Genomic DNA, 25,618 nt, shown 5'->3' with positions numbered 1-25,618 from the left:
AATACTACGCTTGATAACACTCTTCCTATTGCCGCTATTGCATCTGATAATGGATTGGATTTGAATTGTACGACTCCAAGTACGATTTTAACAGCTAGCGGTGGAACCAGCTATTTATGGTCAAACGGAGCAACAACTGCTGCTATTACGGTTGCAACTGCGGGAACATTTTCGGTAACGGTAAAAAATGCCAATGGTTGTTCATCGACTGCTTCGATAAATACTACGCTTGACAACACTCTTCCTATTGCCGCTATTGCGTCCGATAACGGACTGGCTTTGAGTTGTACCACTCCAAATACGACTTTAACAGCTAGCGGTGGAACCAGCTATTTATGGTCGAACGGAGCAACAACTCCTGCTATTACTGTTACAACTGCAGGAACATTTTCGGTAACGGTAAAAAATGCCAATGGTTGTTCGGCGACTGCTTCGGTAAATACTACGCTTGATAATACTCTTCCTATTGCCGCTATTGCATCGGATAACGGACTGGCTTTGAGTTGCAAAACTCCAAACACGACTTTAACAGCAAGCGGTGGAACAAGCTATTTATGGTCAAATGGAGCAACGACTCCTGCTATTACTGTTACAACTGCAGGAACATTTTCGATAACGGTAAAAAATGCCAATGGATGTTCGGGGACTGCTTCGGTAAATACTACGCTTGACAACAGTTTTCCTATTGCCGCTATTGCATCGGATAATGGATTGGCTTTGAGTTGTACCACTCCAAACACGATTTTAACAGCAAGTGGTGGAAGCAGCTATTTATGGTCGAACGGAGCAACAACTCCTGCTATTACGGTTTCAACTGCGGGAACATTTTCCGTAACGGTAAAAAATAGTAATGGGTGTTCAGCAATTGCTTCGGTCAATACTACGCTTGATAATACTCTTCCTACTGCCGCTATAGCATCAGATAACGGATTGGCTTTGAGTTGTAACACTCCAAATTCGACTTTAACAGCAAGCGGTGGAACCAGCTATTTATGGTCGAACGGAGCAACAACTCCTGCTATCTCTGTTGCAACTGCGGGAACATTCTCGGTAACGGTAAGAAATAGTAATGGGTGTTCGGCTTCAGCTTCGGTAAATACTACGCTTGACAACAGTCTTCCTATAATTTCTATTTCTTCGCAAACAGATGCTTATTGCTTTGGAGAAAATAATGGTACTATTAGCATTATTACTGAAGGAGGAAAAAGTCCTTATACTTATGAATGGACAAAAAATAATATTGCCTATTCTACTTCTAAAGATTTGATAGGACTTTCTCAAGGTATTTATAAGGTAATTGCAACTTCCGCCAATGGTTGTTCCTCTGATGAATTAAAAGTTATTATTCAGCAACCGAATGCTGCAATAACAGCAACTGCAATAATCATTGATAATACTAATTGTGTAGGATGTAGTAATGGCAGCATAACTCAAACTATTTCTGGAGGAACACTACCTTATACTTATTTATGGTCAAATGGTGCAACAACAAAAGATCTTACTGGTTTAATTAAAGGAAATTATAGTGTTGAAATCAAAGATAAGAATGGCTGTGTTGCAAATTACTCCTATTCAATTCAGGAATCAGGAATAGCTCTTGTTAAAAAAGGAATTTTCTATGATTCAAATACCGATGGTTTTGCACAAGCAGGTGAGATAATCAATTACACTTTTATAGTAACAAATACTGGAAATGTAACAATAAATTCTATTGTCATAACTGATCCTATGAAGGGGTTAACAATAAAAAACAATAGTATTACTTCTCTTAATGCTGGTGAAAATGCAACTTTAACAGGAATTTATATTTTAACTCAAGCTGATATTAATGCAGGTAAAGTAATTAATTCTGCAGTTGCAATTGGTAAAGATCCGAAAGGAAATGAAGTGAAAGATATCTCTGGAACGCAACAAAATAATGATACTGCAACAGAAACACCTCTAAATCAAAAAGCAAGTATTGCAATTACAAAAGATGGCATCTATGTAGACGCTAACAAAGATGGAATAACCAATTTAGGAGATAAAATAGTCTACTCCTTCGTGCTAATAAATACGGGTGATGTTATCTTAACTCAAGTCAATATAAGTGATAATTTAGAAGGTCTCGTAATAACAGGTAGTCCTATTACATTACAAATTGGCGAGTCTAATGCTACTTCTTTTTCAGCTACTTATTCAATTACCCAAGCTGATATAGATAGTGGTTTAGTATACAATTTGGCTACTGTTACTGGCACAACACCTTACAATGATAAAGTAAATGCTACTTCTACAGATCCTACACAATGTATGAATTGCGTACCAAAAACAGATTGTAAAGATTGCACAATAACAACGTTAAATCAAAGTGCTAATCTCGTGGTTTATAAAACAGCAGCTGTCACAGGCTATAGTTTAGTTGGAGAAATAATCAATTATAAAATTATAGTTAGGAATTCAGGAAATGTAACACTTCATCAAATTGTAGTAACCGATCCATTAACAGGATTAAATACAATTATTTCTGTTTTGGCGCCAGGTACAGAACAAGAATTTAATGAAAGCTATACCATAACTAAAAATGATCTTGACAATAATTCTGTTATTAATATCGCTAATGCAAAAGGATTAACACCTACAAATGCTGAAATAAAAGCCTCTGACACCGTTGAAATTGATAAAGCATTTGTATTAGGTTGCAGATCTATAGTAGTACACAATGCTTTTTCTCCAAATGGCGATGGTATTAATGATGTTTTTACAATCGATGATATTAGTGAAACCAATTGTTATCCAGAAAATACAGTTGAGATTTATAATCGTTGGGGTGTTTTAATTTTTAGAACTAAAAATTACAATAATCAAACTAATAATTTTGATGGTATATCGCAAGGAAGAACTACAGTTAGTGAATCTACTGGTTTACCAAGTGGAACCTATTTCTATATTCTAAACTATACTTCAATAGATGGGAATGGTACTATTCAAAACAATAAAAAAGAAGGTTTTTTATATCTCACGAAATAGATTCAAACTATGATTTTAATCCTGAGTCTCTCTAAATGACTCAGGATTAACTCCTAGTTTATAAAAATCAACATCGTTAAAAATTAAGTTTATACAAATAGTATTTCGCACGCTTATCAAAAAACAGTTCAATATATTAATAATAATAAATTTACTATGAGAACAAAAATATTTTCAGTCATTTTGATCTTTACATTTTTTGTGAGTCATGCGCAGCAAGATGCGCAGTACACACAATATATGTATAACACTATAAATGTAAATCCAGCTTATGCAGGATCTAGAGGCGCAATGAGTATTTTTGCTATGCATCGAACCCAATGGGTAGGATTAGATGGCGCTCCAGTTACGAATGTAGCTTCTATTAACACCCCGTTAAACGGAAATAATCTTGGTATAGGCTTCTCTGTAGTTAATGATAAAATAGGTCCTACAAAGGAAAACACTATCTCTGCCGATATTTCCTATACGATTCCGACATCCGAATCCTACAAACTTTCGTTTGGTATAAAAGCATCGGCTAATATTTTTAATCTAGACACATCAAAACTAAATCCTGTTAGTGATTATCCTTTAGATCCTTCAATACAAAATATCAATAATGAATTTTCTCCAAACATAGGTGCTGGTATTTATTTACATTCTGATAAAGCCTATATTGGTTTTTCTATTCCAAATTTCATAGAGTCCAATCGATATGATGATAATACAGTTGCCATTTTTAAAGAAAAGATAAATTATTATCTAATGGCAGGATATGTTGCAGATCTGACGAGTGACATAAAATTTAAACCCGCTATTCTTTCCAAACTAGTTATTGGCTCACCACTACAAGTAGATATTTCAGCCAATTTTATGTTTGTTGAGAAATTCACAGTAGGTGTTGCTTACAGATGGAGTGCTGCACTTAGTGCTATTGTAGGTTTTCAGGTTTCTGATGGGATGTACATCGGATATGGTTATGATCATGAAACTACAAAATTGAACAACTATAATTCTGGTTCGCATGAAATATTCTTGCGCTATGAAATATTCAAAAACAATGACAAAATTACAACTCCTCGTTTCTTTTAAAAAAGATCAGTATGAAAAACAATATATTCCTCTATATAATTATATTGAATGCTTTGACATTTAATGTATATTCTCAAAAAGCAAAATTGATAGCTGCAGACAAAAAATACGATAAGTTTGCCTATATAGATGCTATAAAAACCTACGAAAGGGTTGCGGAAAAAGGATATAAATCGACAGAAATGTTTAAGAATTTAGCCAATTCTTATTACTTTAATTCTGATTTTGAAAAAGCTGCAAAGTGGTATGCTGAATTATTTGACATGAACAGTACCGATTTAGAACCAGAATATTACTACAGATATGCTAATTCTTTGAAATCTATTGGTCAAGATGAAAAAGCCAATGAATTATTAAAATTATTCGATAAAAAATCTGGAAATGATAGTCGTGGAAAACTATTTGCCAAAGACAGAAACTATCTAGAGGAGATAAAGGCCAATTCTGGAAGATATAAAATTGAAGATGCCGGAATAAACTCTGAATATTCTGATTACGGTACTGCAATATATAATAATGAAATCGTATTCACCTCAGCTAGAGATACCGGGAGTTTAGGTCAGAGAAAACACAAATGGACTAATCAACACTTTACAAATTTATATTCGGCCACTTTAGGAGAAGACATGACTCCCAATAAACCTAAAAAATTTGATTCTAGAATAAACTCAAGATTTAACGAATCTACTCCCGTATTTACCAATGATGGTCAAAGTATGTACTTTACTAGAAATAACTTTTTAGATGGAAAAAAAGGAAAAGATGGTAACAAAATTACTTTAGTAAAAATATATAAAGCAACCTTAAAAAACCAAAAATGGACTGATGTAATCGATCTTCCTTTTAACAGCGATAATTATAGCACAGCACATCCTGCTTTAAGTCCGGATGGTAAGACATTGTATTTTGCCTCAGACATGCCCGGAAGTATAGGCCAATCTGATTTATTTAAAGTAGAAATAAAAAGCAATGGCACTTACGGCATACCTATAAATTTAGGTACAACTATAAATACCGAAGGAAAAGAATCGTTCCCTTACGTAAGTGACGAAAATGAGATTTATTTTGCATCAGACGGTCATCCCGGTTTAGGTGGTTTAGATGTTTTTGTAAGCACATTAGCAAGCGATGGTTCTTTTGGAGAAGTGCAAAATTTGGGTTCAGATATAAACTCCTCAAAAGATGATTTTGCCTATCTAATTGATACAAAATCAAGACGAGGTTTCTTTTCATCAAACAAAGAAGGCGGAAAAGGTTATGATGATATTTATAAGTTTTTAGAATTAAAAAGACTTTCTTGTCAGCAACTTTTATATGGTGAAATCACCGATACAAAGACTTCAAGTATACTTGCTGCAACTAAGATAACCCTCTTTGATAACAAATTTAATATAGTTAGTTCTACCCAATTAGATGATAAAGGAAATTATTCTTTTAATGTTCAATGTGGCAAAACATATTATGTGAGAGCAGAGAAAAGTAATTATAAAACTAAAGAAGAAAAAATAGCAATAAGTACAGCAAACGGAAAAACACATTTACCAATTGCATTAGAAAATGATAAATGTATTGTAACTGTAGGAGATGATTTAGGTAAATGTTTTAATATAAAAATGATATACTTTGATTTAGATAAATCAAGTATTAGGCAGGAAGCAGCATTTGAGTTAGAAAAAATATTAGATGTTTTAAAACAAAATCCATCCTTAAAATTAAACATCCGTTCGCATACCGATAGTCGACAAACTGCTGTTTATAATATGGCTTTATCTAACAGAAGAGCTAGTGCAACTATTGCTTGGTTGATACAAAATGGAATTAATTCCAACCGACTTACCGGCAAAGGATATGGCGAATCACAACTAGTAAACAATTGTTCTGACAATGTTATTTGTAGCGAAGAAGAGCATCAAATGAACCGAAGAAGTGAGTTTATAATAACTGCCTTATGATATAATTATTTTAAATTTTAAACAAAAAAAAGGCTGTCTTTTGGGGAGAAGACAGCCCTTTTAATATAAAAAAAACTCAACTTAAATTTTTGCAAATATATTAGTATAATATTTTCTACCATTGGCAGGATTTTCTTTAATTGCAATTCCAAAATGAGTAAAATTGCCTTCAATATTTTCTCTATGCCCAGGACTTGCTAACCAAGCGTCTAATACTGCTTTTGGAGTACTATAATTATAAGCAATATTTTCACCTACTGATTTTGCTCCCAAGGTTTTCATTATATTTTCTGAACGAGCAACAAAATCATTGTGATTAACAACATTATTAGTAATCATATAATTATCATGCTCTTCTGATTTGTATGACATATGGTTAATTCGCTCTAAACGTTTTAATCCTAAACTAGCTCTATGATCATTAATTAGATTCATCGTTTCTAACTCAAATGAGTTATAAGAATAATTAATTACTTTCTCTACCGATGCATCAGCACTTTGAGTTTCTGAATTATCTGATGAACATGAAATCGAACTACACATTACTGCACCTAGCAATAATACATAAAGTAAATTTAGTTTCATAATTTTAGTAGTTTAAGATTAAAGTAGATTGTGGGGCAAACAACTTCAATAAGTAAATAAAATGTTAATTTCTTGATCAAAACTAATCATTTTATCGTTAAACTGCCAAAAATAATCGACGAACTACATCATAATAATTTTTAAATGTTCTTTTTCCTACATTATGAAGACAATCTCTCAATTTTCCATGAGAAATCATCCTGACTGGAGTAACGTATCCTGTCATGCAGACGATTAGGTCTGCCTTGCCAAAATTCAACCTCAATAGCCGTAACTAAAAAGCCTCCCCAATATTCTGGTCTTGGAATCACAATTCCTTCATATTCTCCTTCTAATTGTTTTAAATTTTCTTCTAGATACTCACGAGAAGGAATAACTTCACTCTGATTTGAAACAATTGCTCCTAGCTTACTTCCATTAGGTCTGCTCTCAAAATAATGATCCGATGTAATCGCAGGAATTTTATTTGCTATTCCTTTTATAATTACCTGACGCTCTAGTGTGTGCCAAAAAAAAGAGAGACAAACATGTGGGTTTGCAGCAATAGCCTTTCCTTTTTCTGAATTGTAATTGGTATAAAAAATAAAACCTTGTTCACTAAACTTTTTAAGTAGGACAACCCTCGATTTAGGAAAACCATCCAAACCTATCGTCGAAACCGTCATAGCATTTACTTCACTGTCTCCACCAAAATCTTCTACTTCATGAAACCACCTGTTAAACAAGTTAATAGGATCTTCAGGAATAGAAGATTCTAATAATTCACTTTTATCGTAAGATTTTCTGTAATTACTTAAGTCATTCATGTTTTTATTTTTTTAAAATGTATTTTTATAAAAAATGAGGTTTAAAATAGCTAGCAATTGAATAATGCAAAAAACTTTATGTACTAAAATTCAAAACTTTTACCATCATCTGCCAAAAGAATTTCTGGAAAAATTGTAATTGCTTCTTCTTTAAACATTTCTATATTTTCATATCGCGTAGAATAATGTCCTAAAATCAATTGTTTTACATTAGATTTTAAAGCAATTGTTGCTGCTTGTTTAGCCGTACAGTGTAGTGTTTTGCTAGCTAGATTTTCTTCAGAATCTAGGAAAGTCGCCTCGTGATACAAAACATCTGCATTTTTAATAATAGAAATAACAGCTTCATGATACGCTGTGTCAGAACAAAAAGCATAGCTTTTTGCAGGAATAGGATCAAAACTTAAGTGTTCATTTTCAATAATTCTTCCGTCTTCTAAAGTGATATCCTTACCGTTCTTAATTTTTTGATAATAACAAGAATCAATTTCATAATTTTGAACTGCATCCAAATTAAGTTTCCTCTCCCCTATTTTTTCTTCAAATAAAAAACCATTTGTATATACCCGATGTTTTAATGGAATTGTTTTCACCGTAACCTTATCATCTTCAAAGATTATTTCACTTTCTTTAGAATCAAGTTCATGAAAAAACAGATCATAATTTGTCCACGAATTGGATAATCGCAATTGTAACATTATGATTTCCTTTATTCCTTTAGGACCATGTACATGCAAATCGGTTGTTCTATTTAGTAAGCTAAAGGTTGAAATAAGACCTATTAAACCAAAAAAATGATCTCCATGTAAATGGGAAATAAAAATATGATTTATCTTAGAAAATTTAATTTTATTTCTTCGCAATTGTACTTGAGTTCCTTCACCACAATCAATCAAAAAAAGCCTGTTTTTAATTTCTAAAATCTGTGAAGTAGGATTTGTAAATGTACGAGGAGTGGCTGCATAGCAACCAAGAATTGTTAGTTTCAAATTATTATTTGATTTATAAAAATTGAATATGTACAGTTGTTTCCTTAAATAGCAACAACGTTATTTTATATATTATTCTATTTTTCAATATTATATACCTAAGTATTACATTAAAAGCGAATCAAATAGGCAATACGAATTATATTTAGTAATAAAATTTTATTAGCACAAAATAGAACTAAAAAAACAATGTATAAAACTGTAGTACTATTTTTTTATACTACTATTCACAACTATTTTTAAAATCCAAGATCTCTTTCTATTTCATCCATTTCTATAATATCGTGAGCTTCTAATAACGAAGGAACAATAGTTAATGTATTAGGAGCAGCATTGTAATCAAAGTCATCCGCTACAACTACAAAAGATTTTTTTGCTTTTTTATGCTGTTTAGAAATCGGAATAAATAATTTAATATCGTTCAATGATAGCTCTTTATGCATTAAAAGATCAATTATAATGTTACTTTTTTCAAACGACTTATACTGTTCTGTAACCGTCATCAAGAATGAATTAACATTTCCTTGAGTATCTCTAATAGTTATCGTGTGACCTTTTTGATCTACTTTCATTTTTTTTTATTTATGACTTAGAACAAGCAAGTCTGGTTAAATAAATATTTATTTAAAAGGAATTATTGAATTTTTGAAGCCAAAAGATAAATAACGGCCATTCTTATAGCAACACCATTTTCAACTTGATTTAAAATAACCGATTGTTGAGAATCTGCAACTTCACTGGTAATCTCTACACCGCGATTAATAGGCCCGGGATGCATAATTACAATCTCTTTGTTAAGCGAATCTAAGAGAGTTTTATCAACACCGTATTGCTGTGCATATTCTCTAGTAGAAGGAAAATAATTCACATCCATTCGCTCGTTTTGCACACGCAACATATTGGCTACATCGCACCATTCTAGCGCCTTTCTTAAATTAGGTTCTACCGTAACTCCTAATGACTCAATATGTCTTGGAATAAGTGTTTTCGGCCCGCAAACTTTCACTTCGGCACCTTGCATTTGCAAAGCATATATGTTAGATAATGCAACTCTAGAATGCAAGACATCACCAACAATTACTACTTTTTTACCCGCTACTTCTCCTAGTTTTTCTCTAATAGAATAACTGTCTAATAAAGCTTGAGTAGGATGTTCATGCGCGCCATCACCAGCATTTACAATACTTGCTTTGACATTCTTAGACAAAAAGTAAGCAGCTCCAGGATTTGCATGACGCATAACGACCATGTCTACTTTCATCGAAAGAATATTATTTACAGTATCAATTAATGTTTCTCCTTTTTTGACAGAAGATTGTGCTGCAGAAAAACTAATTACATCAGCTGATAATCGCTTTTGCGCCAACTCAAAGGAAAGCTTTGTTCTAGTACTATTTTCGAAAAAAATATTGGCAATAGTAATGTCTCGTAACGAAGGCACTTTTTTTATGGGTCTATTAATGACTTCTTTAAAATGATCGGCTGTTTCAAAAATTAAGTCAATATCATTTTTATTGATATATTTTATTCCTAATAAATGATTTACGCTTAATTCTTTCATTTTTGTTTACGATTATTAATTTTTAATAGTTAAAGTATTAATACAATTTAACTTGTAATTAAATACACTCCATCTTCTCCTTCATTTTCTTTCCAACTTACTTTCACTTTTTCGTCATTAATAGCATCTACTTGTCTTCCCCTATAATCAGGCTGAATAGGTAAATTACGACTAAAACGTCTGTCTATCAAAACCAACAACTCTATTTCTGATGGTCTACCAAAAGACTGAATAGCTGTCAAAGCCGATCTGATACTTCTACCTGTAAATAAAACATCATCTATAAAAATGACTTTTTTATTTTCGACAATAAAGTTAATCTTGGTTTTATTAGCCTCTAATGGTTTTTCTGTTCTACGAAAATCATCTCTAAAAAAAGTAATATCGAGATAACCCAATTGAATTTCTGGAGTTTGGTATTGTTTTTCTAAAATTTCTTTTAAACGTTCTGCTAAGAAAACACCTCTGGGTTGAATACCAACTAAAATTGTATCTGAAAAATCTAAGTGTTTTTCAATTAATTGACAGGCCAAACGATGTAATATGATAGTAACTTCTTTTGCAGTAAGTAATACTTTTTGACTCATAGTAATTTATATTGTTTGGTGTGGCAAATATACAAATTCAAATTTATCATTTTATCATTAAAAAGGTAGAAATAATTATCTATTTGTATTTTTCTCTTTATAAGTTAATCTCACGTTTCAATTTTAATTGTAAAACTCTACTATACATAATTTTTTAATTTTAATTGAATTTGAAAAAATGGTAAAATTCAACTTTAGGAGCATTTTAATTAAAATAACAAATAAAGAGCAACTTATTGAAACCGAAACAGAGATTAATAAATACTAATTATAGCAACTCTAAATTACATAATAAAACCGGAAAATTGTGTAACAAATTACAGCATTCTATGGTATAATTTTACACTATAACCTAAACATAATAATCATGCAAAAACAAATAACACGTTTATTAATGCTTTTTATAGTATTAATTTCATTTTCAAGTTGTTCAGTAGTCGAAGGAATATTCAAAGCCGGAATGGGAGTTGGTATTTTTATAGTAGTTGCCATAATAGCAGTAATTCTATTTATCGTGAGCAAAATTTTCTCAAAAAAATAATACTTTTAAGTTGGTATAAAACTTCCTGAAATTTAATATTTTTAAGTAATTAGATATTTATTTGACAGTTTTATCAATAAAAATAGTTGTTTTACAATGTTATTTTAAAACAAAAAAGAGCCAATTAATTGGCTCTTTTTTGTTTTAATTAAATAATTATTTTTTAGTTTAATAAAAACAAAGCATTACTAAATAATAAATTTCCGTTTTCCCAAAAACCTCTAAACAATGGATTATCAACCATGTAAACAACCATACCATCGCCTTTACTTTCAACAGCGAAACTTACGGTATTAGTCAGTTTCTTTTTCATTCCATTACCTATAAAACCATAACTTTTATAATCTTTAGGAATATAAGCCACATTGATGGCATCTTTTAATAAAGAATACGTTCTATCATCTGTTTTTAAACTATAGTATTTATCTCCTAATCCAAAAGATAGTGGATGAGTTTTATTAAGCGTATTTTCGATGATTGCTCCAGGAATCGATTTAGAAATATCTCTTCTTTCTGTCTCTTGGTAATCTAAAAAGCGTTCTTTTAGAACTGCATCCTCTTCTTCTTTTTCAGAATTTAATTTATCCTCTTCAGATGCAAATGGACTTAATGCATATCCTTCTTTTCCATCAAAAAGACTCAAAGCACCATTCATTGCAATTACTTTTCCTCCACTTTTAATCCATTCTGATAATTTCTTTTGTTGTTCTTCAGAAAAATTATAATCTCCATCAGCTAAAATCAAAGTGTTGTAATCAAAAAGTTTTATTCTGTTAAAATTATTTACTTCGACAACGCTTACCGGATAATCAACGGTTTCTTGCAAATAAAACCAAGCAGCACCAAATTCAGTCGAACTCACTCCTTTTCCTGATAATAAAACAATTTTTGGTGCCGTTAACAAAGTAAAGTTTTCTCCTCCAACATCTTTAGCGTTTGATGAAAATCCTGTAGAAATGTAATTATAATCTGTTTTAATCTTAATGAGATCTGTAATTGTTTTTTCGAAATCTGCAATTTTAGGATTATCTCCTTTGGTAACTAATAACCCACCTGGTTCTATGGTAATATCGACAAAAACAGCTTTCTTCATCGCAGCTCTCACTTTGATATTATTTTGATGTAATAGGGATAAAACCTGAGCTGATATTCTATTATTCCACGGAATATGAAAAGCATAGACTTTTTCAGGAACACTTTTTTCAACCACTTCAATCGTAGCTTTCGTTTTAATAGCAATACTGTTTTTTAGTGCATAACCCTCAACTCCGTATGCTAAAGGAAGTGCCCAAGCAGTAATATCATAAGACAAACTATCATTTAATTTTTGATTAGGCTCAAAAAGAACTTGCGTAAAAACTGCTTTTTGCTGATCTACTTTTACAATTAGATCATTGGGTTCTATGGCAAAACCTTTATCTGTTTTGGTGCTGTAATTATAACCCGAAGTTTTTACACTTGCATCAGCATAACTATATTCGATATTATTTTTTTTCAACAAATCCGCAAGCTGAATCAACTTGGGATTGTTTTTCATTACATACATTTTATAATTTCCCTTAACCGTTTTTCTAGAATTATTAATAAAACCTCTAAAACCTTTTAGCAAAACATCGGCTTGGCTAGCGGCAGATTCTACAACCGTAAGAACTGCAGTGGCATGATGTAGAATACGATCCTGAATGGTAACTATATTTCCATTATTCATCATTACGGCTCTTCCAGCTCCAATTCCTCCTTGCTCCATTGTCATTCCAACTGCTCCGTTATAAGCAGGATAAGTGTCACCATAACTAGGATAAAACAAATCAAAACGTTCACTCGTGTTGTATAACCAATTTTGAGCATCAAATTTTTTTGAAATATTGGCGCCTAAAGTAGCATGAAAATCTCTTTGGTATTTTTCAATATAGTTATGTATTGGCTCTGCAGATGGCGGAAAAAAGTATGGAGAATCATATCCTTGTTCGTGAACATCCGTATGAACTTGCGGCATCCATTGGTTATACAATGCAATACGCTGCTTACTTTCTGGCTGTGTTTGCCATGCCCAATCTCTATTTAAATCAAAAATATAGTGATTGTATCTTCCTCCAGGCCAAACCTCCATGTGTTCTCTATCAGTAGCTTCTGGATGTGTTTTTTTTCCTGATATTTCTCTTAACCAGTTTCCGTATCTAGAGTAGCCATCTGGATTAATACAAGGGTCTAAAATTACGATTGTATTTTCTAACCACTTTTTAGTTTCGGTATTCGAGGGATTGACTAATTCGTAGGCAACTGTCATAGCACTTTCGGTTCCTGCAAATTCATTTCCGTGTACGTTAAAACTCAACCAAACGATCACCTTATCGCCTATGGTTTGATTTCCCTCTTTAGACAAACCAATAGCGGCCAAGTTATTGTTTCTAATTTGCTCTAAATTCGCTAAATTTTCAGGAGTAGAAATAAAGAAAACATTTAAATCTCTTTGTTCTGGTGTAATTCCGTATTTCTGCTGTTTTATAAAAGTAGATTTTTCAGTAAGCTGCTTAAAATAATTTTCTACTTGATGGTAATGCGTTATTTGCTTGCCATAAGTAGGCAAAAATTCTGCAGGACTTTGCACTTGTGCAGTAGCACTCAAAGCCAAAGTCAAGACTATACAAAAAGAGAAAAATATTTTTTTCATTATTCATTTGGTTAGTTATGCTTCAAAAATAGCATTTTACCCATTCTTGTACAACATATTTAATCGAATAATACTAAATTACTTAGAGGTATTTCTACCATTTATCAAACATTTTTTATAATCTAAAACTATAAAATTGTGCCTTCCGAGTATTAAATAAATAATAATCTTGACGATATCATTCGTATCCTAATAACATTCTACTATATTTGCGGATAACAAAATGTACTTTAAAAATGGAAGAATGTATCTCAGTTTTTGACATGCTAAAAATTGGTGTAGGACCTTCGAGTTCTCATACACTTGGCCCATGGAGAGCCGCAGAGCGCTTTCTAGGCGAATTGAGAAATGAAAATTTAATGCTGGACATAGACAGAATACAAATAGATTTGTATGGGTCACTTTCTTTAACAGGAAAAGGACACGCAACAGACTTAGCGGTGATGCTAGGACTTAGTGGTCAAGATCCAGAATACATTCCTATTGAGAATATTGATTCGATAATAAAATCTATTAAATCTAAAAATGAAATTAATTTAGGAAACGAAAAAATCATTCCTTTTCATACTACTCAAGATATAGTTTTCAACAAAAACTTCCTCACCTATCATGCTAATGGTTTAACATTTACAGCATACAGGAACGATAAAACCTCCTATGTATCAACTTTTTATTCTATAGGTGGCGGATTTGTTATCAAAGAAGAGCGAGATAATGCCAAAACAAAAACCAAAATAAAATGTGCTTTTCCTTATCCGATTGACAAGGCAGCAGAATTATTAGAATACTGTAAAAAAGAAAATAAATCCATTTCTGAAATTGTTTTAGAAAACGAAAAGTCGATGCGTACCGAAGCCGAAATTGATCATGAGCTAATGCGCATTTGGAACACCATGTTAGAGTGTATGTACATTGGTTGTCACTCTGAAGGAATTCTTCCAGGAGGACTAAATGTACGCCGCCGTGCTTTCGACATGCATCAAAATCTTATTGGTTTAGCCAATTACGATTCACCACAAACTTGGCTTGAAGAAATTAGAAAAACCGAAGTTAAATTTCGACAAATACTAAAATGGGTTTCTTGTTTTGCACTTGCAGTCAATGAAGTAAACGCAGCATTAGGTCGTGTTGTTACAGCACCTACCAACGGAAGCGCAGGTGTTATTCCTGCCGTTTTGATGTACTATTTAGTGATAGAGAATCATCAAGCTGGACCTAAAGAGATCAAACAATTCCTGATGGTTGCGGGAGAAATAGGTAGCATTTTCAAAAAAGGCTCTACCATCTCCGCAGCAATGGGCGGATGTCAAGCAGAAATAGGCGTTTCCTCTGCAATGGCAGCTGCTTCTTTATGTGAATTAATGGGCGGAACTCCAGAACAAGTACTAATGGCTGCAGAAATTGCCATGGAACACCATTTAGGTCTTACCTGCGATCCAATTGGCGGATTAGTGCAAATTCCTTGTATAGAACGCAACACTATGGGCGCAATAAAAGCCATAAATGCTACCGAATTAGCGCTAGAAACTGACCCTAAAAATGCTAAAGTACCGCTAGACAAAGTCGTAGATACGATGTGGCAAACAGCAAAGGACATGAACAATAAATACAAAGAAACTTCTGAGGGTGGATTGGCAATTGCCGTAAATATGGCTGACTGTTAACATTATAATGTATAATAAATTAGTTACTACCATTTTATAAAATTCATTTACACTTATTAAATCCAATATTTTTAATAAAAAGCTTTAGGGCGTATCCCCAACTCTATTTCCCTACTCTGGGGAAATAGAGTTGGGGTCGGGCTTTACGCTAAATCTTTTATTACGCAAAGCTCCATAAAAGGATATCGCTGCTATCCCTTACGCAAAACTCGTAACACGAACAAATAGAGTGTTTTAAAAATTGAGATTAAAAAAAATATAATTATCTTTAAGCTACAAAACCAAATTATTATGATCTGGACAGCAAAATTGATAAAGCATAGAGAAGAAAATAGAATTGCAGTACAATTTGAAAAAAATAGTGCTTTAATTAATCGAATTAAAGAATTCGAAGATGCTAGATGGAGTACAAAAAAAAGTGTTTGGCATCTTCCAGACACCTATGAAAACAGAGATCATTTCAAGATCATCCAATATGAAAATACGATTCCGTCTGTTGAAGGAATCGAACAAATGCATAAATTCAATCAGTGGCTATCCTCCAAAAGATACAGTCCAAACACAATAAAAACTTATACCGAAGCTTTAAAATCTTTTTTAGTTTTTTATAGAGAAAAAAGCATAAAAGATATTACCAATGATGACATTATCATCTACAACAATGAATATTTGTTAAAGAAAAAATTATCTGCTTCTTATCAAAATCAGATTGTTAATGCTATAAAATTATATTTTAGAACAGTACAAGAAACAAAAATTGATGTAGAAAAAATACATCGTCCAAAAAGAGAAAAAATTCTACCTAATGTATTAAGTAAACAAGAAATAAAATCAATTTTAGAAGCACATAGCAATTTAAAACACAAAGCTATGCTATCAATAATATACAGTTGTGGATTAAGAAGAAGCGAATTATTAAATTTAAAACTTATTGATATTGACTCTAAAAGATACATAGTAAATATTAGGCAAGCAAAAGGAAAAAAAGATAGAATAACGCCTTTATCACTAAAGATATTAGAACTCTTAAGAGAGTATTACAAAGTACACAAACCGGTGAAATATCTCTTTGAGGGAATTGAATTAGGCACAATTTATTCCGAACAAAGCTTACAAAGTGTATTGAAGCAAGCATTAGAAAAAGCAAAAATAAAAAAACCAGTAACACTACATTGGTTGCGTCACAGTTATGCCACCCATTTGTTAGAAAGCGGAACAGACCTAAGATATATTCAGGAATTATTAGGACATAATAGCAGCAGAACAACTGAAATATATACTCATGTGAGTACAAAAAGTTTACAACAAATAAAAAGCCCGTTTGACGATTTGTAAAAAAATAATTATATATTCGTTGTTAATAAAGTATAACAGTTATCATACAAATCCAGCACTAATAGGTTGTATGAGTATGATTTTGTCATACATATATGTAAGTTGGCAGTAATTATCGAAAAACTGAACGAATACAGTACCTAACAATGGAAAATGAGAAAGACAGAATTGAAATTGTAAGTGATGTTAGTGGAGATAGAGATGGAATTGGTGTAGAAATTTATCGTAATAATGAACTTATAATAGAAATATTTAGAGACGATACCAAACTTACAAGAACAGTAACTTTATGGAAAAAAGATATTCCTTTAGAATTAATTGAAAATAGTATTCAAGACTTTAAACAAAAAATTCCTTGGGATTTTATAAAATATTAAATTATGCCATTTCCTATAGAATTAAAATACATAAAAGAAGCAGAAGTTGAGTTGAGAGTTCAATTCCCAAAATCCTTCATTGAAAAAATGGAAAAAGAAAATGGTGGAGAATTTTCAACCGATGAAGATGATTGGACGATATATCCATTTTTTGACAAATTAGATAATAAAAGAATTAGCCGAACTTGTAACCACATTGTTTTAGAAACTAATCAATTAAGAGAAATAGGGGGGTTTCCAAAGAATGGAATTGCAATCGCAGAAAATGGTTGTGGAGATAATTTAATTATGTTGCCCTTTCAGGAAAATCAAACAGAAATTAAAGAAAAAATTTATATTTGGTTACACGAAACTAGAGAGATTATTGAAATTGCAAATTCAATCGAAGACCTAATTGAATGAAAATAACTACTGCCAACAGCCGTTTGGCGAGATTGGGGTTTTAGTGGAATTAGCTTTTTTTATCATATCTTCGTTTCGGCAGAAAATACTCTGCTTTAAAGTCCCCAACCTCGCCAAGCGCCAAGACGTTGTGCGACATATTGAAAAAAATCGTATGAAAAACGAATGAAAAAAAATAATAAAGCAACTTTTTCGTGGATATTTATGGTATTATTCTATTCGGGATATACATATTTCATTTTTGCTAAACCCAACATAATTAAAAGAAAAGACTTAATTGAAATTAAAGCTGAACTAGCTGAACTGCCGATTTATTACGAATCTACAGGAGACAATGTTCCTTCGCTAGATTTTAAGATTGTTGGTACACCAACTACTTTTACGATAAAATCTTGTGGTTTGCATAACTTAAACTTGAGTCAATTTGAGAATATGAAATTTAGAGATTCAATATCATTTCTAACAAATAAGGAATCAACTTTTTATGAAAAAATAGTAAATGAAAAAGAGGCGTTTTCTTTTATTTTTCGAGAAAATAATTCTGAATTATTAAAACTAAGTGGTTATAATATTTGTGAGAAGTCAGCTTGGAAAGAATTCTTTTTATTAACGCTATTAATGATTACAGCATTGATATTTAGCATTGTTCGAAAAGATGGAAATACAAACGATGAATAAATACGTCGCACAACAGCCGTTTGGCGTGATTGGGGATTTAGTGGAATTAGCATTTTTTTATTACCTTTACGTTCAGCCGAAAATACTCGGTTTCAAAAGTCCCCAACCACGCCAAGCGCCAAGACGTTGGCAGAAAGCGTGCCGCAGAATCGAGAAAAACAGCATAAAAAATGATGGGAAATATATTTAATAAAGTTTTTATTGTACATTATATCGATGATAAAAGAAAAAAACTTTTAGCAGAAATTGATAAACTTGAGATTACTGAATCAACAAATATTGCTGAATTAAAAGCACGTCTGAATAGAATGTACAGAATCGAGCCTTTAAAAATAAATGAAGTAGTTCCTACAAAACCCATTGAAACAACACGAAATAGGACAAATGTATGGGGAGAGAATTATAAGCAAAAAGTTTTTGAAATAAACATTTCGATTGCATTTGACGGAGATAAAAACTTATTTGATTGCTATCCGTCAACATCAACAACAGTATATTTAGATACAAATAAAAATGTAACTATAAATTCAAATAATTATATAAGCGCAAAAATTATTCTTGAAGATTTGGACACTTCAAAATATGAGGCAGAAGTATCCAATCTTAAAGGTGAATTATCAACAAATATTCCAGGATTAAATATAGAAATTACACCTTGGAACAATTCCTTAGAAACATTAATAAATCAATCTCTTGAACAAAGAAAAGGTTTGGTATCAAAAAAATTAGATTTTATGGAAAGTATTGGCTTAAAAGTCAATCCGAAATCTGATTCTTATATGATACCAAGTCCAATAGCAAGAAAAACTATTCCAATTCCTGTTTCAGAAATAACGAAAGATGTAAAAAGAGAAATAATTCCAATTTTACAAGAAGGAGTTTATAATGATATTAAAGAAGTATTATACAACGTTGGAAAAGCTATTGAAAGAAAACCTTCGATTTATATAGATAAACACGAAGAAGACTTACGAGATATTTTTTTACTTTTTTTAGAAACCAGATATGAATCCACAAGTGGATTGGGAGAAGCTTTTAATAAAAAAGGCAAAACTGACATTCTATTAAAATATTCAAAAGACAATACCAATTTGTTTGTAGCAGAATGCAAATTTTGGAAAGGACAAAAACATTTTTTGGATGGAATTACTCAATTACTTGGATATTTAACACATAGAGATTCAAAAACAGCATTAATGATTTTCATTAATCAAAAAGAAGCTTCATCAATTAAAGAAACTTTAAAAACAGAAATTAAAACTCATCCTAATTATAAAGGATTCATAAAAGAAACTTATGACACTTCTTTGAGTTATGAGTTTTCTTTACCCGAAGACAGTTTAAAAATAATTCAAATTGAAATAATGTTGTATCATTTTCCTAAAGTTTAAAAAACGCCATCTGCCAACAGCGGTTTCAAGAAATGGCGAGAAATGTGCTAAATTCACGTTTTTCTTTCGCAAGAAATACTATCTTAGTGGAAAATATGCGGTTACGAAGTTCGCCACTTCTTGAAGCCGCGAAACGTTACCAGCAATTTTAACCCAAACGATGAAACTATTCCGATTTCAAGCAATAAATAAATTGACGCTTCAAAATTTAAACAATCAAAAAAATTGGATTGCAGATCCATATGAATTTAATGATCCATTTGAATTTAGTCTTTACGATAAGTTATTTATCGATGATTATGGAGATTCGCGACCATTAACTCAAATTGAAACTATTAATATCAATAAATTTAGAGAAGAAATTAATGATTATGGTGTTGTTTGCTATTCATCTGATTATACAAATAAATTACTTTGGTCTCATTACGGAGACCAACATAAAGGAATGTGCTTAGTTTTCGAAATTTCGAAAGAAAAAATGGAAGTAATTTATAAAGTTAATTATCAACAAAGACTACCTGAAATTAATATTACAGATGACTCTGATACATTTGATGATATAGTGAAAATAGTTACCACTAAATCAACCGAGTGGAAATATGAAAATGAATATCGTGAAGTTTTCCTCTCCAAAAATATGCTTGACGATTATCCAGGTGAATTAGTCGAAATTGTTTTTGGATGTCGAACTCCATTTGAGGACATTAAAATGTTGACAGATATAGCTGTTTCTAAAAATAAAGAAATTTTAATTTCGAAAATGGTGATTTCTAATTCAGAATATAATCTTGGAAATATGCGAATTGGAGATAACACTAAAATTCCTGAAGTTTGGAAAGAAAACAATTTTAAATTTTAGAAAAACTGCTGGTAACAGCTGTTTCTCGCAATTGCGAATTTTGTTCAAAATTCACGTTTGCATTTCGCAAGAAATATTATCTTAGTGGAAAATAATTCGTTCCGAAGTTCGCAACTGACGAGAAGCAGCGGAACGTTGGCAGAAAGTTTGGAAAAACGCAACAAAAACAGACATCACATGAAAAATTACTTTTACGTTTTAATTTTAATTTCAATTTTTTCTTCTAAAAATAACATTGTAAATGCGCAAGAAAAAAAATCTGAAAAGTTAGTGAATATTGAAAATATAGCTATTGGAATTGAATTTCCAATTAATACTAAATTTACAATAAAAGTTACAAAAGTGGACGAACTAAATTTTAAATATGAAATTTTAAAAACTGAACCGTACAACAAAAAACTTGATATGTGGAATACTGAAAACTTATTTAATGAAAATGGAGAAACAGAAACTATCGAGTTTTATTTTGCTGAAACTACAAACAATAGTAATATTTTAGTAATGCAAAGTAGGTCAAAATATTCTATCAAGTTTAAATCTGAAATTAAAACAGAAGAAAACGGAGAATTCAATGAAATACAAAATGTTGGAACACATAAAGGTTCTAAAACAACAGAAAGTTGGGCAAAAAAAACATATAAAATAAGACTAAGTAAATTTGAATTGAAAATATAAAACCTTCTGCCAACAGCGGTTTGCAGAAATGGCGAAACAAGTGCAAAATTGACGTTTATCTTTCGCAAGAAATTTTATCTTAGCAGAAAATACTCGGTTACGAAGTTCGCCACTTCCGCAAGCCGCAACACGTTATGTGCAATTGCGCAATCGAGACCTGATAAACAGCCTAAATATTTGATTTGAAAGGGAATATTAAAACAGGAAATAAAAATTTGTAATTTTCGTCAAGCCTTTCAAATGAGATTTGCTGAAAATTTATTTTCAAAGCGAAGACGCTTAAAGGCTTGGCTAAGTTATAAGAAAAAAATGATATAATCAAGTTTTTTTTATTATAACTGTTTTAATATGAGATTTTTAACTATTTAGGCTATGATTAAAAAAAACAGTACCTATCCCCCGAGTAGATAGGAACTATATTTTTTAATCGTTTATCTAGCTATCTCCTGGCACAACTGTTCCTGTTTTTATTATCTTAGCAGAGAATAAATAACAGCACATAACAACGGCTAAGCATAATGCCGGCCACAGGCCAGAACAGGCACTATGCCTAGCCGAACCGTTATGCGTAATACTAAAAAAACAGAATGGAAACATATAAAACTGCTTTAATTTTAGACAAATTAGATAGAGGAACAATCCAAACTTCTCTCCAAACAAACAAGTATTATAGTACTTTAAAACTTCTTAACTCAAGTGTGAAAAATTGGGAAAGTATTTGTCAAATTTTAGAAAGTGATATTGAAAATGAAATTTTGGTTCTTGGTAAATTTACTGAAAATACATTATTCAGAATGTGCTTACCAGAATATGAAACAGTCGTTATAAGATTGATAAATTTATTGAAAAACAAAAAACACTTAATTTTTATATATAAATCTAATCTACAAGGTAATTTTAACTATCTACAAACAACAGATGATGGTAAATTACATTACACTGATGAAAATACAGGGAATACTTATTATTTCAGTGACTCAAATTTAAAAGATTGGTTGTCTTTTAACAAAGTCAAACAAACCGAAAAAGAATATACACAAACCGTTACATCATTTATAAAAGAAATTAATACTAATTTAAATATACTGCCATATGAAAAATTGATTGACATCGAGGTATGTGGTCAAAATTTCATAGAAAATATTGCTGAAGGTTTATTGTTTAGAATCTATGTTCCAAATGAAAGAATTTGGAGTAATGAATTTGATAAGTTTATAACTTTATTTAGAGATTATGCTTCAAATATTGCTAATGAAGAACTAAAAATAACTCAAAACAGAACTGATTCGGGTACAATATGCTCTTTATATTCAGTAAACAAAAACATATCTGAAATTGAAATTAATAATTTATATAAAGAATTTTCCTCATTTATGGATTTATGCTCTTCAAATCCAAATGAAGCTGAAAAATTAATTAACAAACTCGATATTGCTGAACCTAAAAAACAAATCATTCTTAAAAAATATATCAGAGAATCTCAACGTTTATTATTAGATATTAAACAAGAACGAGAATTAAAAATAGTTACAATAAAGCATCGTCTACAAAATGAACTTCAAGAGTATGAACTTTCCAAAGATATAATTGAATATGTGGAAAATTGTGTCCCAATTCCTGAATTTGGAAGAAACCTTGCTTTTTTGGGAAACCAAAAAATTGAAAACCAAACGATTATAATAAATACACAAATTATTGGAAAAGTAAAAGGAATTGTAGCAAATGAATTAAACGGTAATATTACTTTTAACCCAGAAGAACAAGAATTAAATAAAATAATAGAAAAGTTTAGTGAGAGTTTATCAGAAGCAAGTGAATTACAGACATCACTCTATGAATTAAAAGACAACGCAACTCCAAATGAAAAGAAAAGAACTGCTTCACAAAAATTATTTGGCTTTTTAGGTAAAGTTGGAGATAAAGTTGGAGATGTTGGCGTTGCACTTTTGACTAAATATCTCGAACAAAAAATGGGAATATAAAGTACTACGCATAACAGCCGTTTGGCGAGATTGGGGTTTTAGGCTTAATTTAAAGATGGTTTTGTACTTGGAAAATTTGTGTTTAATGGAAAAATCTCGCATCTTTACTCCCCAACCTCGCCAAGCGCCAAGACGTTGTGCGTCATTTTGGCGGAACGAAAACGGAACGAAAACGAAACAAAAAAAATAGTAAAAATGAATAAACAGAAATTAGCATATTTGCTATTAGTTGCAAGTTTAATTCTATTAATCATAAATATTTATAGTTTAGACTTTGACAATTTACGAAATGGAAATTATTGGGGAATTGTATCTAACTTATTATTAATGTTTGGAATGATAATAAATATTAGAGATTTCAAGAAACTTGAAAAAAATAAATAAAAAATGGAAAAAGAAAAAGTGTTAAACTTCCTAAATAAATATGGTTACAATTATTCAGAAAAAAACAATACAATATTTGTAAAATTAGAACTTGCGCAACAAGTGATAATTGAATTTAATGAGCCAAATAAAATAATAATAAAAGACAAACTTATTGGTTGGAATTTTCTAACTGGAATGATTGAAATGAGTTTAAAAAAAGCTTTCATTTATAATTTTGTCGGAACAATTTTATTTGGAATATTAAGTATGTATTCGGAAAATAAAGAAAATGGACTAAATTTACTTGGAATTTTTTTAGTTTTTATAACTTGGATAATTTTATTTTCAACTTATTACATTGTAAAACTTGAAAGTTTCAAAAACCAAATAATAAATTGGACAAAAGAATAGCGGAAAAAGAAAAAACGAACGCACAACAGCGGTTTCAAGAAATGGCGAGAAATGTGGTAAATTCACGTTTTTCTTTCGCAAGAAATATTATCTTGGTGGAAAATATGCAGTTACGAAGTTCGCCACTTCTTGAAGCCGCGGGACGTTAGGCAACATAATTTGAGCGCGAAAATTCTACAGAAAATATTCCTTTAAAATCTTGAAATTTAACTAAACAAAACTTAAGAAAGCAACTTTGGCAAAAATTGAACAATAACCAAAATGAATCGAAAAGTTGGAATAGTTAGCAGAATTACATTGCATGTTGGCATTTTAAATTTTTTACAAAGTGAATGGAAAAGTTGAAACATTTTGCGGAATTGCATTGCATATTGGAATTTTAAAATTGGAACGAAAAACCGAAATTAACCTAAAAATAGAATCGTAAAAATTGGAATTTAAAACAAAAAATATTTTTTCAGTTTAGCGCGGTAAAATAAAAGGTTGGAATTTGAAAATTGGAATATATAGCCGAACTGAATCGGTAGCTAGAATGGCAGAATATGATAAATATTATTACGTTGCCTAACAGCCGTTTGGCAAGATTGCGAATTTTCCAGTAAATTCATGTTTTGCTTTCGCAAGATATTCTATCTTAGCCGAAAGAACTCGGTTACGAAGTTCGCAACCTCGCCAAGCGCCAAGACGTTATGCGACACTTTGGAGCAACTGAAAACTGAAAAACTGAACAAAAAAAATAAAATGAAAAAAATAATTACAATCTTCATATTCTCATTTTTAACAATTCAAACATTTTCGCAAACCAAAAGTGGAAATGAACTTGTAGCTGAAGGAATTGCAAAAACAAAAATAAAACCTGATTTAGCAAATTTTAAAATAACATTTACAAAGCAAAATACAATAGAGAAAACCGCAATAAAAGATTTAAATCAAGAAATTGAAAAATTACAAAATGTACTATTCAAACTTGGTTTTACTGAAAAAAATGTGAAAATTTCTGAGTATAAAATTTCTAAAGATAATTACGAAAATAGAAAAGAATTTTCTGCAACAAATACATTATCTGTAGACTTTGTATTAGACAACAAAAGAATTGAAGGATTTTATCAAGAAATTCAAAACGAAAACTTACAAGATGTAGATATTGAATTTGAAACTCAAATATCAGAAAATTTAGAAAAAACTACAAGACAAAAATTAGTCCAAAACGCAATTATAGATGCAAAAAATAATGCAGAAAATATTGCAACTGCTTTAAATGTAAAAATAAATAATGTTAAACAAGTTTCTAAATATAATTTGCGTGATATTACATATTCATCAATAAAAATGGATGAAGTAAAATTTTTAAAACCACGTGTAGCAAGTGAAATGATGAATCCGAAAACCTCTTTTGATAAATTTGAAGTTATGGAAGTTGAATTAGAAGAAACTATAAATATTGTTTACGAAATAGCTAATAAATAAAAAAGCCTCGCATAACAGCCGTTTGGCGAGATTGGGGTTTTAGGCTTAATTTAAAAATGGTTTTGTACTTGGAAAATTTGTGTTTAATGGAAAAATCTCGCAACTTTACTCCCCAACCACGCCAAGCGCCAAGACGTTGTAAGCAATACCCGAAAAAACGAAAACATTGAAAAACGAAATAATAAAGATAGCAATTGAGGAAATAGAAAATCCAACTTTTGAAACTACGCGTCAAT

The 25,618-nt window shown here is 31.0% G+C and carries 24 protein-coding genes (2 of these 24 running past the window's edge); 17 read left to right on the top strand and 7 right to left on the bottom strand.

Annotation, left to right across the window (positions count from 1 at the left end):
* Nucleotides 1–64 carry the end of a vWA domain-containing protein gene (locus J3S90_RS08885; RefSeq protein WP_210645894.1) on the top strand. 4,310 nt of this gene lie to the left of the window's left edge, so the window shows 64 of its 4,374 coding nt (coding positions 4,311–4,374); its start codon lies off the left edge, out of view; the stop codon is at nt 62–64.
* Nucleotides 1–3,009 carry the 3' portion of a DUF7507 domain-containing protein gene (locus J3S90_RS08880; RefSeq protein WP_210645893.1) on the top strand. It extends 21 nt beyond the left edge of the window, so only the last 3,009 of its 3,030 coding nucleotides appear in the window; its start codon lies off the left edge, out of view; its stop codon occupies nt 3,007–3,009. The genes J3S90_RS08885 and J3S90_RS08880 overlap by 85 nt, the downstream gene beginning before the upstream one ends.
* A gap of 156 nt (nt 3,010–3,165) precedes the next feature.
* A complete protein-coding gene (locus tag J3S90_RS08875) occupies nt 3,166–4,083 on the top strand; it encodes a PorP/SprF family type IX secretion system membrane protein (protein WP_210645892.1) in 918 nt (305 codons plus the stop codon).
* Nucleotides 4,084–4,094: 11 nt separating this feature from the next.
* Entirely contained in the window at nt 4,095–6,035 is a 1,941-nt protein-coding gene (locus J3S90_RS08870) for an OmpA family protein (protein ID WP_210645891.1), read from the top strand.
* A gap of 81 nt (nt 6,036–6,116) precedes the next feature.
* Here J3S90_RS08870 and J3S90_RS08865 read toward each other — a convergent pair whose 3' ends face one another.
* The 6 genes from J3S90_RS08865 to pyrR all read right to left on the bottom strand — a co-directional run bounded on the left by J3S90_RS08865 (nt 6,117) and on the right by pyrR (nt 10,563).
* On the bottom strand, nt 6,117–6,620 hold the full coding sequence (locus tag J3S90_RS08865; RefSeq protein ID WP_210645890.1) for a CAP domain-containing protein: 504 nt from the start codon (nt 6,618–6,620) through the stop codon (nt 6,117–6,119).
* A gap of 161 nt (nt 6,621–6,781) precedes the next feature.
* Nucleotides 6,782–7,426 (bottom strand): pyridoxamine 5'-phosphate oxidase, encoded by a 645-nt coding sequence (gene pdxH / locus J3S90_RS08860; protein ID WP_210645889.1) that lies wholly within the window; start codon nt 7,424–7,426, stop codon nt 6,782–6,784.
* A gap of 83 nt (nt 7,427–7,509) precedes the next feature.
* Nucleotides 7,510–8,415, bottom strand: a complete 906-nt coding sequence (locus tag J3S90_RS08855) for a ribonuclease Z (protein ID WP_188050862.1) — start codon at nt 8,413–8,415, stop codon at nt 7,510–7,512.
* Between the two features lie 239 nt (nt 8,416–8,654).
* Entirely contained in the window at nt 8,655–8,987 is a 333-nt protein-coding gene (locus tag J3S90_RS08850; protein WP_210645888.1) for a ribonuclease Z, read from the bottom strand.
* 62 nt (nt 8,988–9,049) lie between these two features.
* The gene (locus J3S90_RS08845; protein ID WP_188050864.1) at nt 9,050–9,976 is read right to left on the bottom strand and encodes an aspartate carbamoyltransferase catalytic subunit; all 927 of its coding nucleotides are present in this window, start codon (nt 9,974–9,976) and stop codon (nt 9,050–9,052) included.
* 47 nt (nt 9,977–10,023) lie between these two features.
* A complete protein-coding gene (pyrR, locus tag J3S90_RS08840) occupies nt 10,024–10,563 on the bottom strand; it encodes a bifunctional pyr operon transcriptional regulator/uracil phosphoribosyltransferase PyrR (RefSeq protein ID WP_210645887.1) in 540 nt (179 codons plus the stop codon).
* Nucleotides 10,564–10,930: 367 nt separating this feature from the next.
* Between pyrR and J3S90_RS08835 the strand changes: the two genes are divergently transcribed.
* Nucleotides 10,931–11,104, top strand: coding sequence for a hypothetical protein (locus J3S90_RS08835; RefSeq protein ID WP_188050866.1), 174 nt, complete (start codon nt 10,931–10,933; stop codon nt 11,102–11,104).
* A 163-nt stretch (nt 11,105–11,267) separates the two neighbouring features.
* Here J3S90_RS08835 and J3S90_RS08830 read toward each other — a convergent pair whose 3' ends face one another.
* Nucleotides 11,268–13,775 carry a M14 family zinc carboxypeptidase gene (locus J3S90_RS08830; RefSeq protein WP_210645886.1) on the bottom strand — a complete coding sequence of 836 codons (2,508 nt, stop codon included), beginning with the start codon at nt 13,773–13,775 and terminating at the stop codon, nt 11,268–11,270.
* A 236-nt stretch (nt 13,776–14,011) separates the two neighbouring features.
* On the opposite strand from J3S90_RS08830, the gene J3S90_RS08825 reads away from it, so the two are divergent.
* The 12 genes from J3S90_RS08825 (at nt 14,012) to J3S90_RS08770 (ending at nt 25,382) form a co-directional block, all read left to right on the top strand.
* Nucleotides 14,012–15,439: an L-serine ammonia-lyase gene (locus J3S90_RS08825; RefSeq protein ID WP_210645885.1), complete on the top strand. Its 1,428-nt coding sequence runs from the start codon at nt 14,012–14,014 to the stop codon at nt 15,437–15,439.
* A 291-nt stretch (nt 15,440–15,730) separates the two neighbouring features.
* Nucleotides 15,731–16,774, top strand: a complete 1,044-nt coding sequence (locus tag J3S90_RS08820; RefSeq protein WP_210645884.1) for a tyrosine-type recombinase/integrase — start codon at nt 15,731–15,733, stop codon at nt 16,772–16,774.
* Nucleotides 16,775–16,920: 146 nt separating this feature from the next.
* Entirely contained in the window at nt 16,921–17,151 is a 231-nt protein-coding gene (locus J3S90_RS08815) for a hypothetical protein (protein WP_210645883.1), read from the top strand.
* A gap of 3 nt (nt 17,152–17,154) precedes the next feature.
* Nucleotides 17,155–17,553, top strand: coding sequence for an SMI1/KNR4 family protein (locus tag J3S90_RS08810; RefSeq protein WP_210645882.1), 399 nt, complete (start codon nt 17,155–17,157; stop codon nt 17,551–17,553).
* Nucleotides 17,554–17,718: 165 nt separating this feature from the next.
* Nucleotides 17,719–18,231, top strand: coding sequence for a hypothetical protein (locus J3S90_RS08805; RefSeq protein ID WP_210645881.1), 513 nt, complete (start codon nt 17,719–17,721; stop codon nt 18,229–18,231).
* A gap of 170 nt (nt 18,232–18,401) precedes the next feature.
* Complete coding sequence (locus tag J3S90_RS08800; RefSeq protein ID WP_210645880.1) at nt 18,402–19,622, top strand: hypothetical protein; 1,221 nt, start codon at nt 18,402–18,404, stop codon at nt 19,620–19,622.
* 160 nt (nt 19,623–19,782) lie between these two features.
* A complete protein-coding gene (locus tag J3S90_RS08795) occupies nt 19,783–20,481 on the top strand; it encodes a DUF2971 domain-containing protein (RefSeq protein WP_210645879.1) in 699 nt (232 codons plus the stop codon).
* 177 nt (nt 20,482–20,658) lie between these two features.
* Nucleotides 20,659–21,156, top strand: a complete 498-nt coding sequence (locus tag J3S90_RS08790) for a hypothetical protein (RefSeq protein ID WP_210645878.1) — start codon at nt 20,659–20,661, stop codon at nt 21,154–21,156.
* Between the two features lie 587 nt (nt 21,157–21,743).
* Nucleotides 21,744–23,138: a hypothetical protein gene (locus J3S90_RS08785; protein WP_210645877.1), complete on the top strand. Its 1,395-nt coding sequence runs from the start codon at nt 21,744–21,746 to the stop codon at nt 23,136–23,138.
* A gap of 195 nt (nt 23,139–23,333) precedes the next feature.
* A complete protein-coding gene (locus J3S90_RS08780) occupies nt 23,334–23,522 on the top strand; it encodes a hypothetical protein (protein WP_210645876.1) in 189 nt (62 codons plus the stop codon).
* Nucleotides 23,523–23,525: 3 nt separating this feature from the next.
* Nucleotides 23,526–23,915 carry a hypothetical protein gene (locus J3S90_RS08775; protein WP_210645875.1) on the top strand — a complete coding sequence of 130 codons (390 nt, stop codon included), beginning with the start codon at nt 23,526–23,528 and terminating at the stop codon, nt 23,913–23,915.
* A 741-nt stretch (nt 23,916–24,656) separates the two neighbouring features.
* The gene (locus J3S90_RS08770; protein ID WP_210645874.1) at nt 24,657–25,382 is read left to right on the top strand and encodes an SIMPL domain-containing protein; all 726 of its coding nucleotides are present in this window, start codon (nt 24,657–24,659) and stop codon (nt 25,380–25,382) included.
* The last annotated feature ends 236 nt before the right edge of the window (nt 25,383–25,618 follow it).

It is taken from the genome of Flavobacterium flabelliforme, assembly GCF_017948675.1.
GTDB classification, from domain to species: Bacteria; Bacteroidota; Bacteroidia; order Flavobacteriales; family Flavobacteriaceae; genus Flavobacterium; species Flavobacterium pygoscelis.
This window is presented reverse-complemented; position numbering and strand designations above follow the sequence as displayed.

Bases quoted from the DNA above. Each gene is read 5' to 3' on its own strand.
- J3S90_RS08875 (WP_210645892.1), top strand. From the start codon at position 3,166: ATGAGAACAAAAATATTTTCAGTCATTTTGATCTTTACATTTTTTGTG.
- J3S90_RS08870 (WP_210645891.1), top strand. From the start codon at position 4,095: ATGAAAAACAATATATTCCTCTATATAATTATATTGAATGCTTTGACA.
- J3S90_RS08865 (WP_210645890.1), bottom strand. From the start codon at position 6,620: ATGAAACTAAATTTACTTTATGTATTATTGCTAGGTGCAGTAATGTGT.
- pdxH (WP_210645889.1), bottom strand. From the start codon at position 7,426: ATGAATGACTTAAGTAATTACAGAAAATCTTACGATAAAAGTGAATTA.
- J3S90_RS08850 (WP_210645888.1), bottom strand. From the start codon at position 8,987: ATGAAAGTAGATCAAAAAGGTCACACGATAACTATTAGAGATACTCAA.
- J3S90_RS08845 (WP_188050864.1), bottom strand. From the start codon at position 9,976: ATGAAAGAATTAAGCGTAAATCATTTATTAGGAATAAAATATATCAAT.
- pyrR (WP_210645887.1), bottom strand. From the start codon at position 10,563: ATGAGTCAAAAAGTATTACTTACTGCAAAAGAAGTTACTATCATATTA.
- J3S90_RS08835 (WP_188050866.1), top strand. From the start codon at position 10,931: ATGCAAAAACAAATAACACGTTTATTAATGCTTTTTATAGTATTAATT.
- J3S90_RS08830 (WP_210645886.1), bottom strand. From the start codon at position 13,775: ATGAAAAAAATATTTTTCTCTTTTTGTATAGTCTTGACTTTGGCTTTG.
- J3S90_RS08825 (WP_210645885.1), top strand. From the start codon at position 14,012: ATGGAAGAATGTATCTCAGTTTTTGACATGCTAAAAATTGGTGTAGGA.
- J3S90_RS08820 (WP_210645884.1), top strand. From the start codon at position 15,731: ATGATCTGGACAGCAAAATTGATAAAGCATAGAGAAGAAAATAGAATT.
- J3S90_RS08815 (WP_210645883.1), top strand. From the start codon at position 16,921: ATGGAAAATGAGAAAGACAGAATTGAAATTGTAAGTGATGTTAGTGGA.
- J3S90_RS08810 (WP_210645882.1), top strand. From the start codon at position 17,155: ATGCCATTTCCTATAGAATTAAAATACATAAAAGAAGCAGAAGTTGAG.
- J3S90_RS08805 (WP_210645881.1), top strand. From the start codon at position 17,719: ATGAAAAAAAATAATAAAGCAACTTTTTCGTGGATATTTATGGTATTA.
- J3S90_RS08800 (WP_210645880.1), top strand. From the start codon at position 18,402: ATGATGGGAAATATATTTAATAAAGTTTTTATTGTACATTATATCGAT.
- J3S90_RS08795 (WP_210645879.1), top strand. From the start codon at position 19,783: ATGAAACTATTCCGATTTCAAGCAATAAATAAATTGACGCTTCAAAAT.
- J3S90_RS08790 (WP_210645878.1), top strand. From the start codon at position 20,659: ATGAAAAATTACTTTTACGTTTTAATTTTAATTTCAATTTTTTCTTCT.
- J3S90_RS08785 (WP_210645877.1), top strand. From the start codon at position 21,744: ATGGAAACATATAAAACTGCTTTAATTTTAGACAAATTAGATAGAGGA.
- J3S90_RS08780 (WP_210645876.1), top strand. From the start codon at position 23,334: ATGAATAAACAGAAATTAGCATATTTGCTATTAGTTGCAAGTTTAATT.
- J3S90_RS08775 (WP_210645875.1), top strand. From the start codon at position 23,526: ATGGAAAAAGAAAAAGTGTTAAACTTCCTAAATAAATATGGTTACAAT.
- J3S90_RS08770 (WP_210645874.1), top strand. From the start codon at position 24,657: ATGAAAAAAATAATTACAATCTTCATATTCTCATTTTTAACAATTCAA.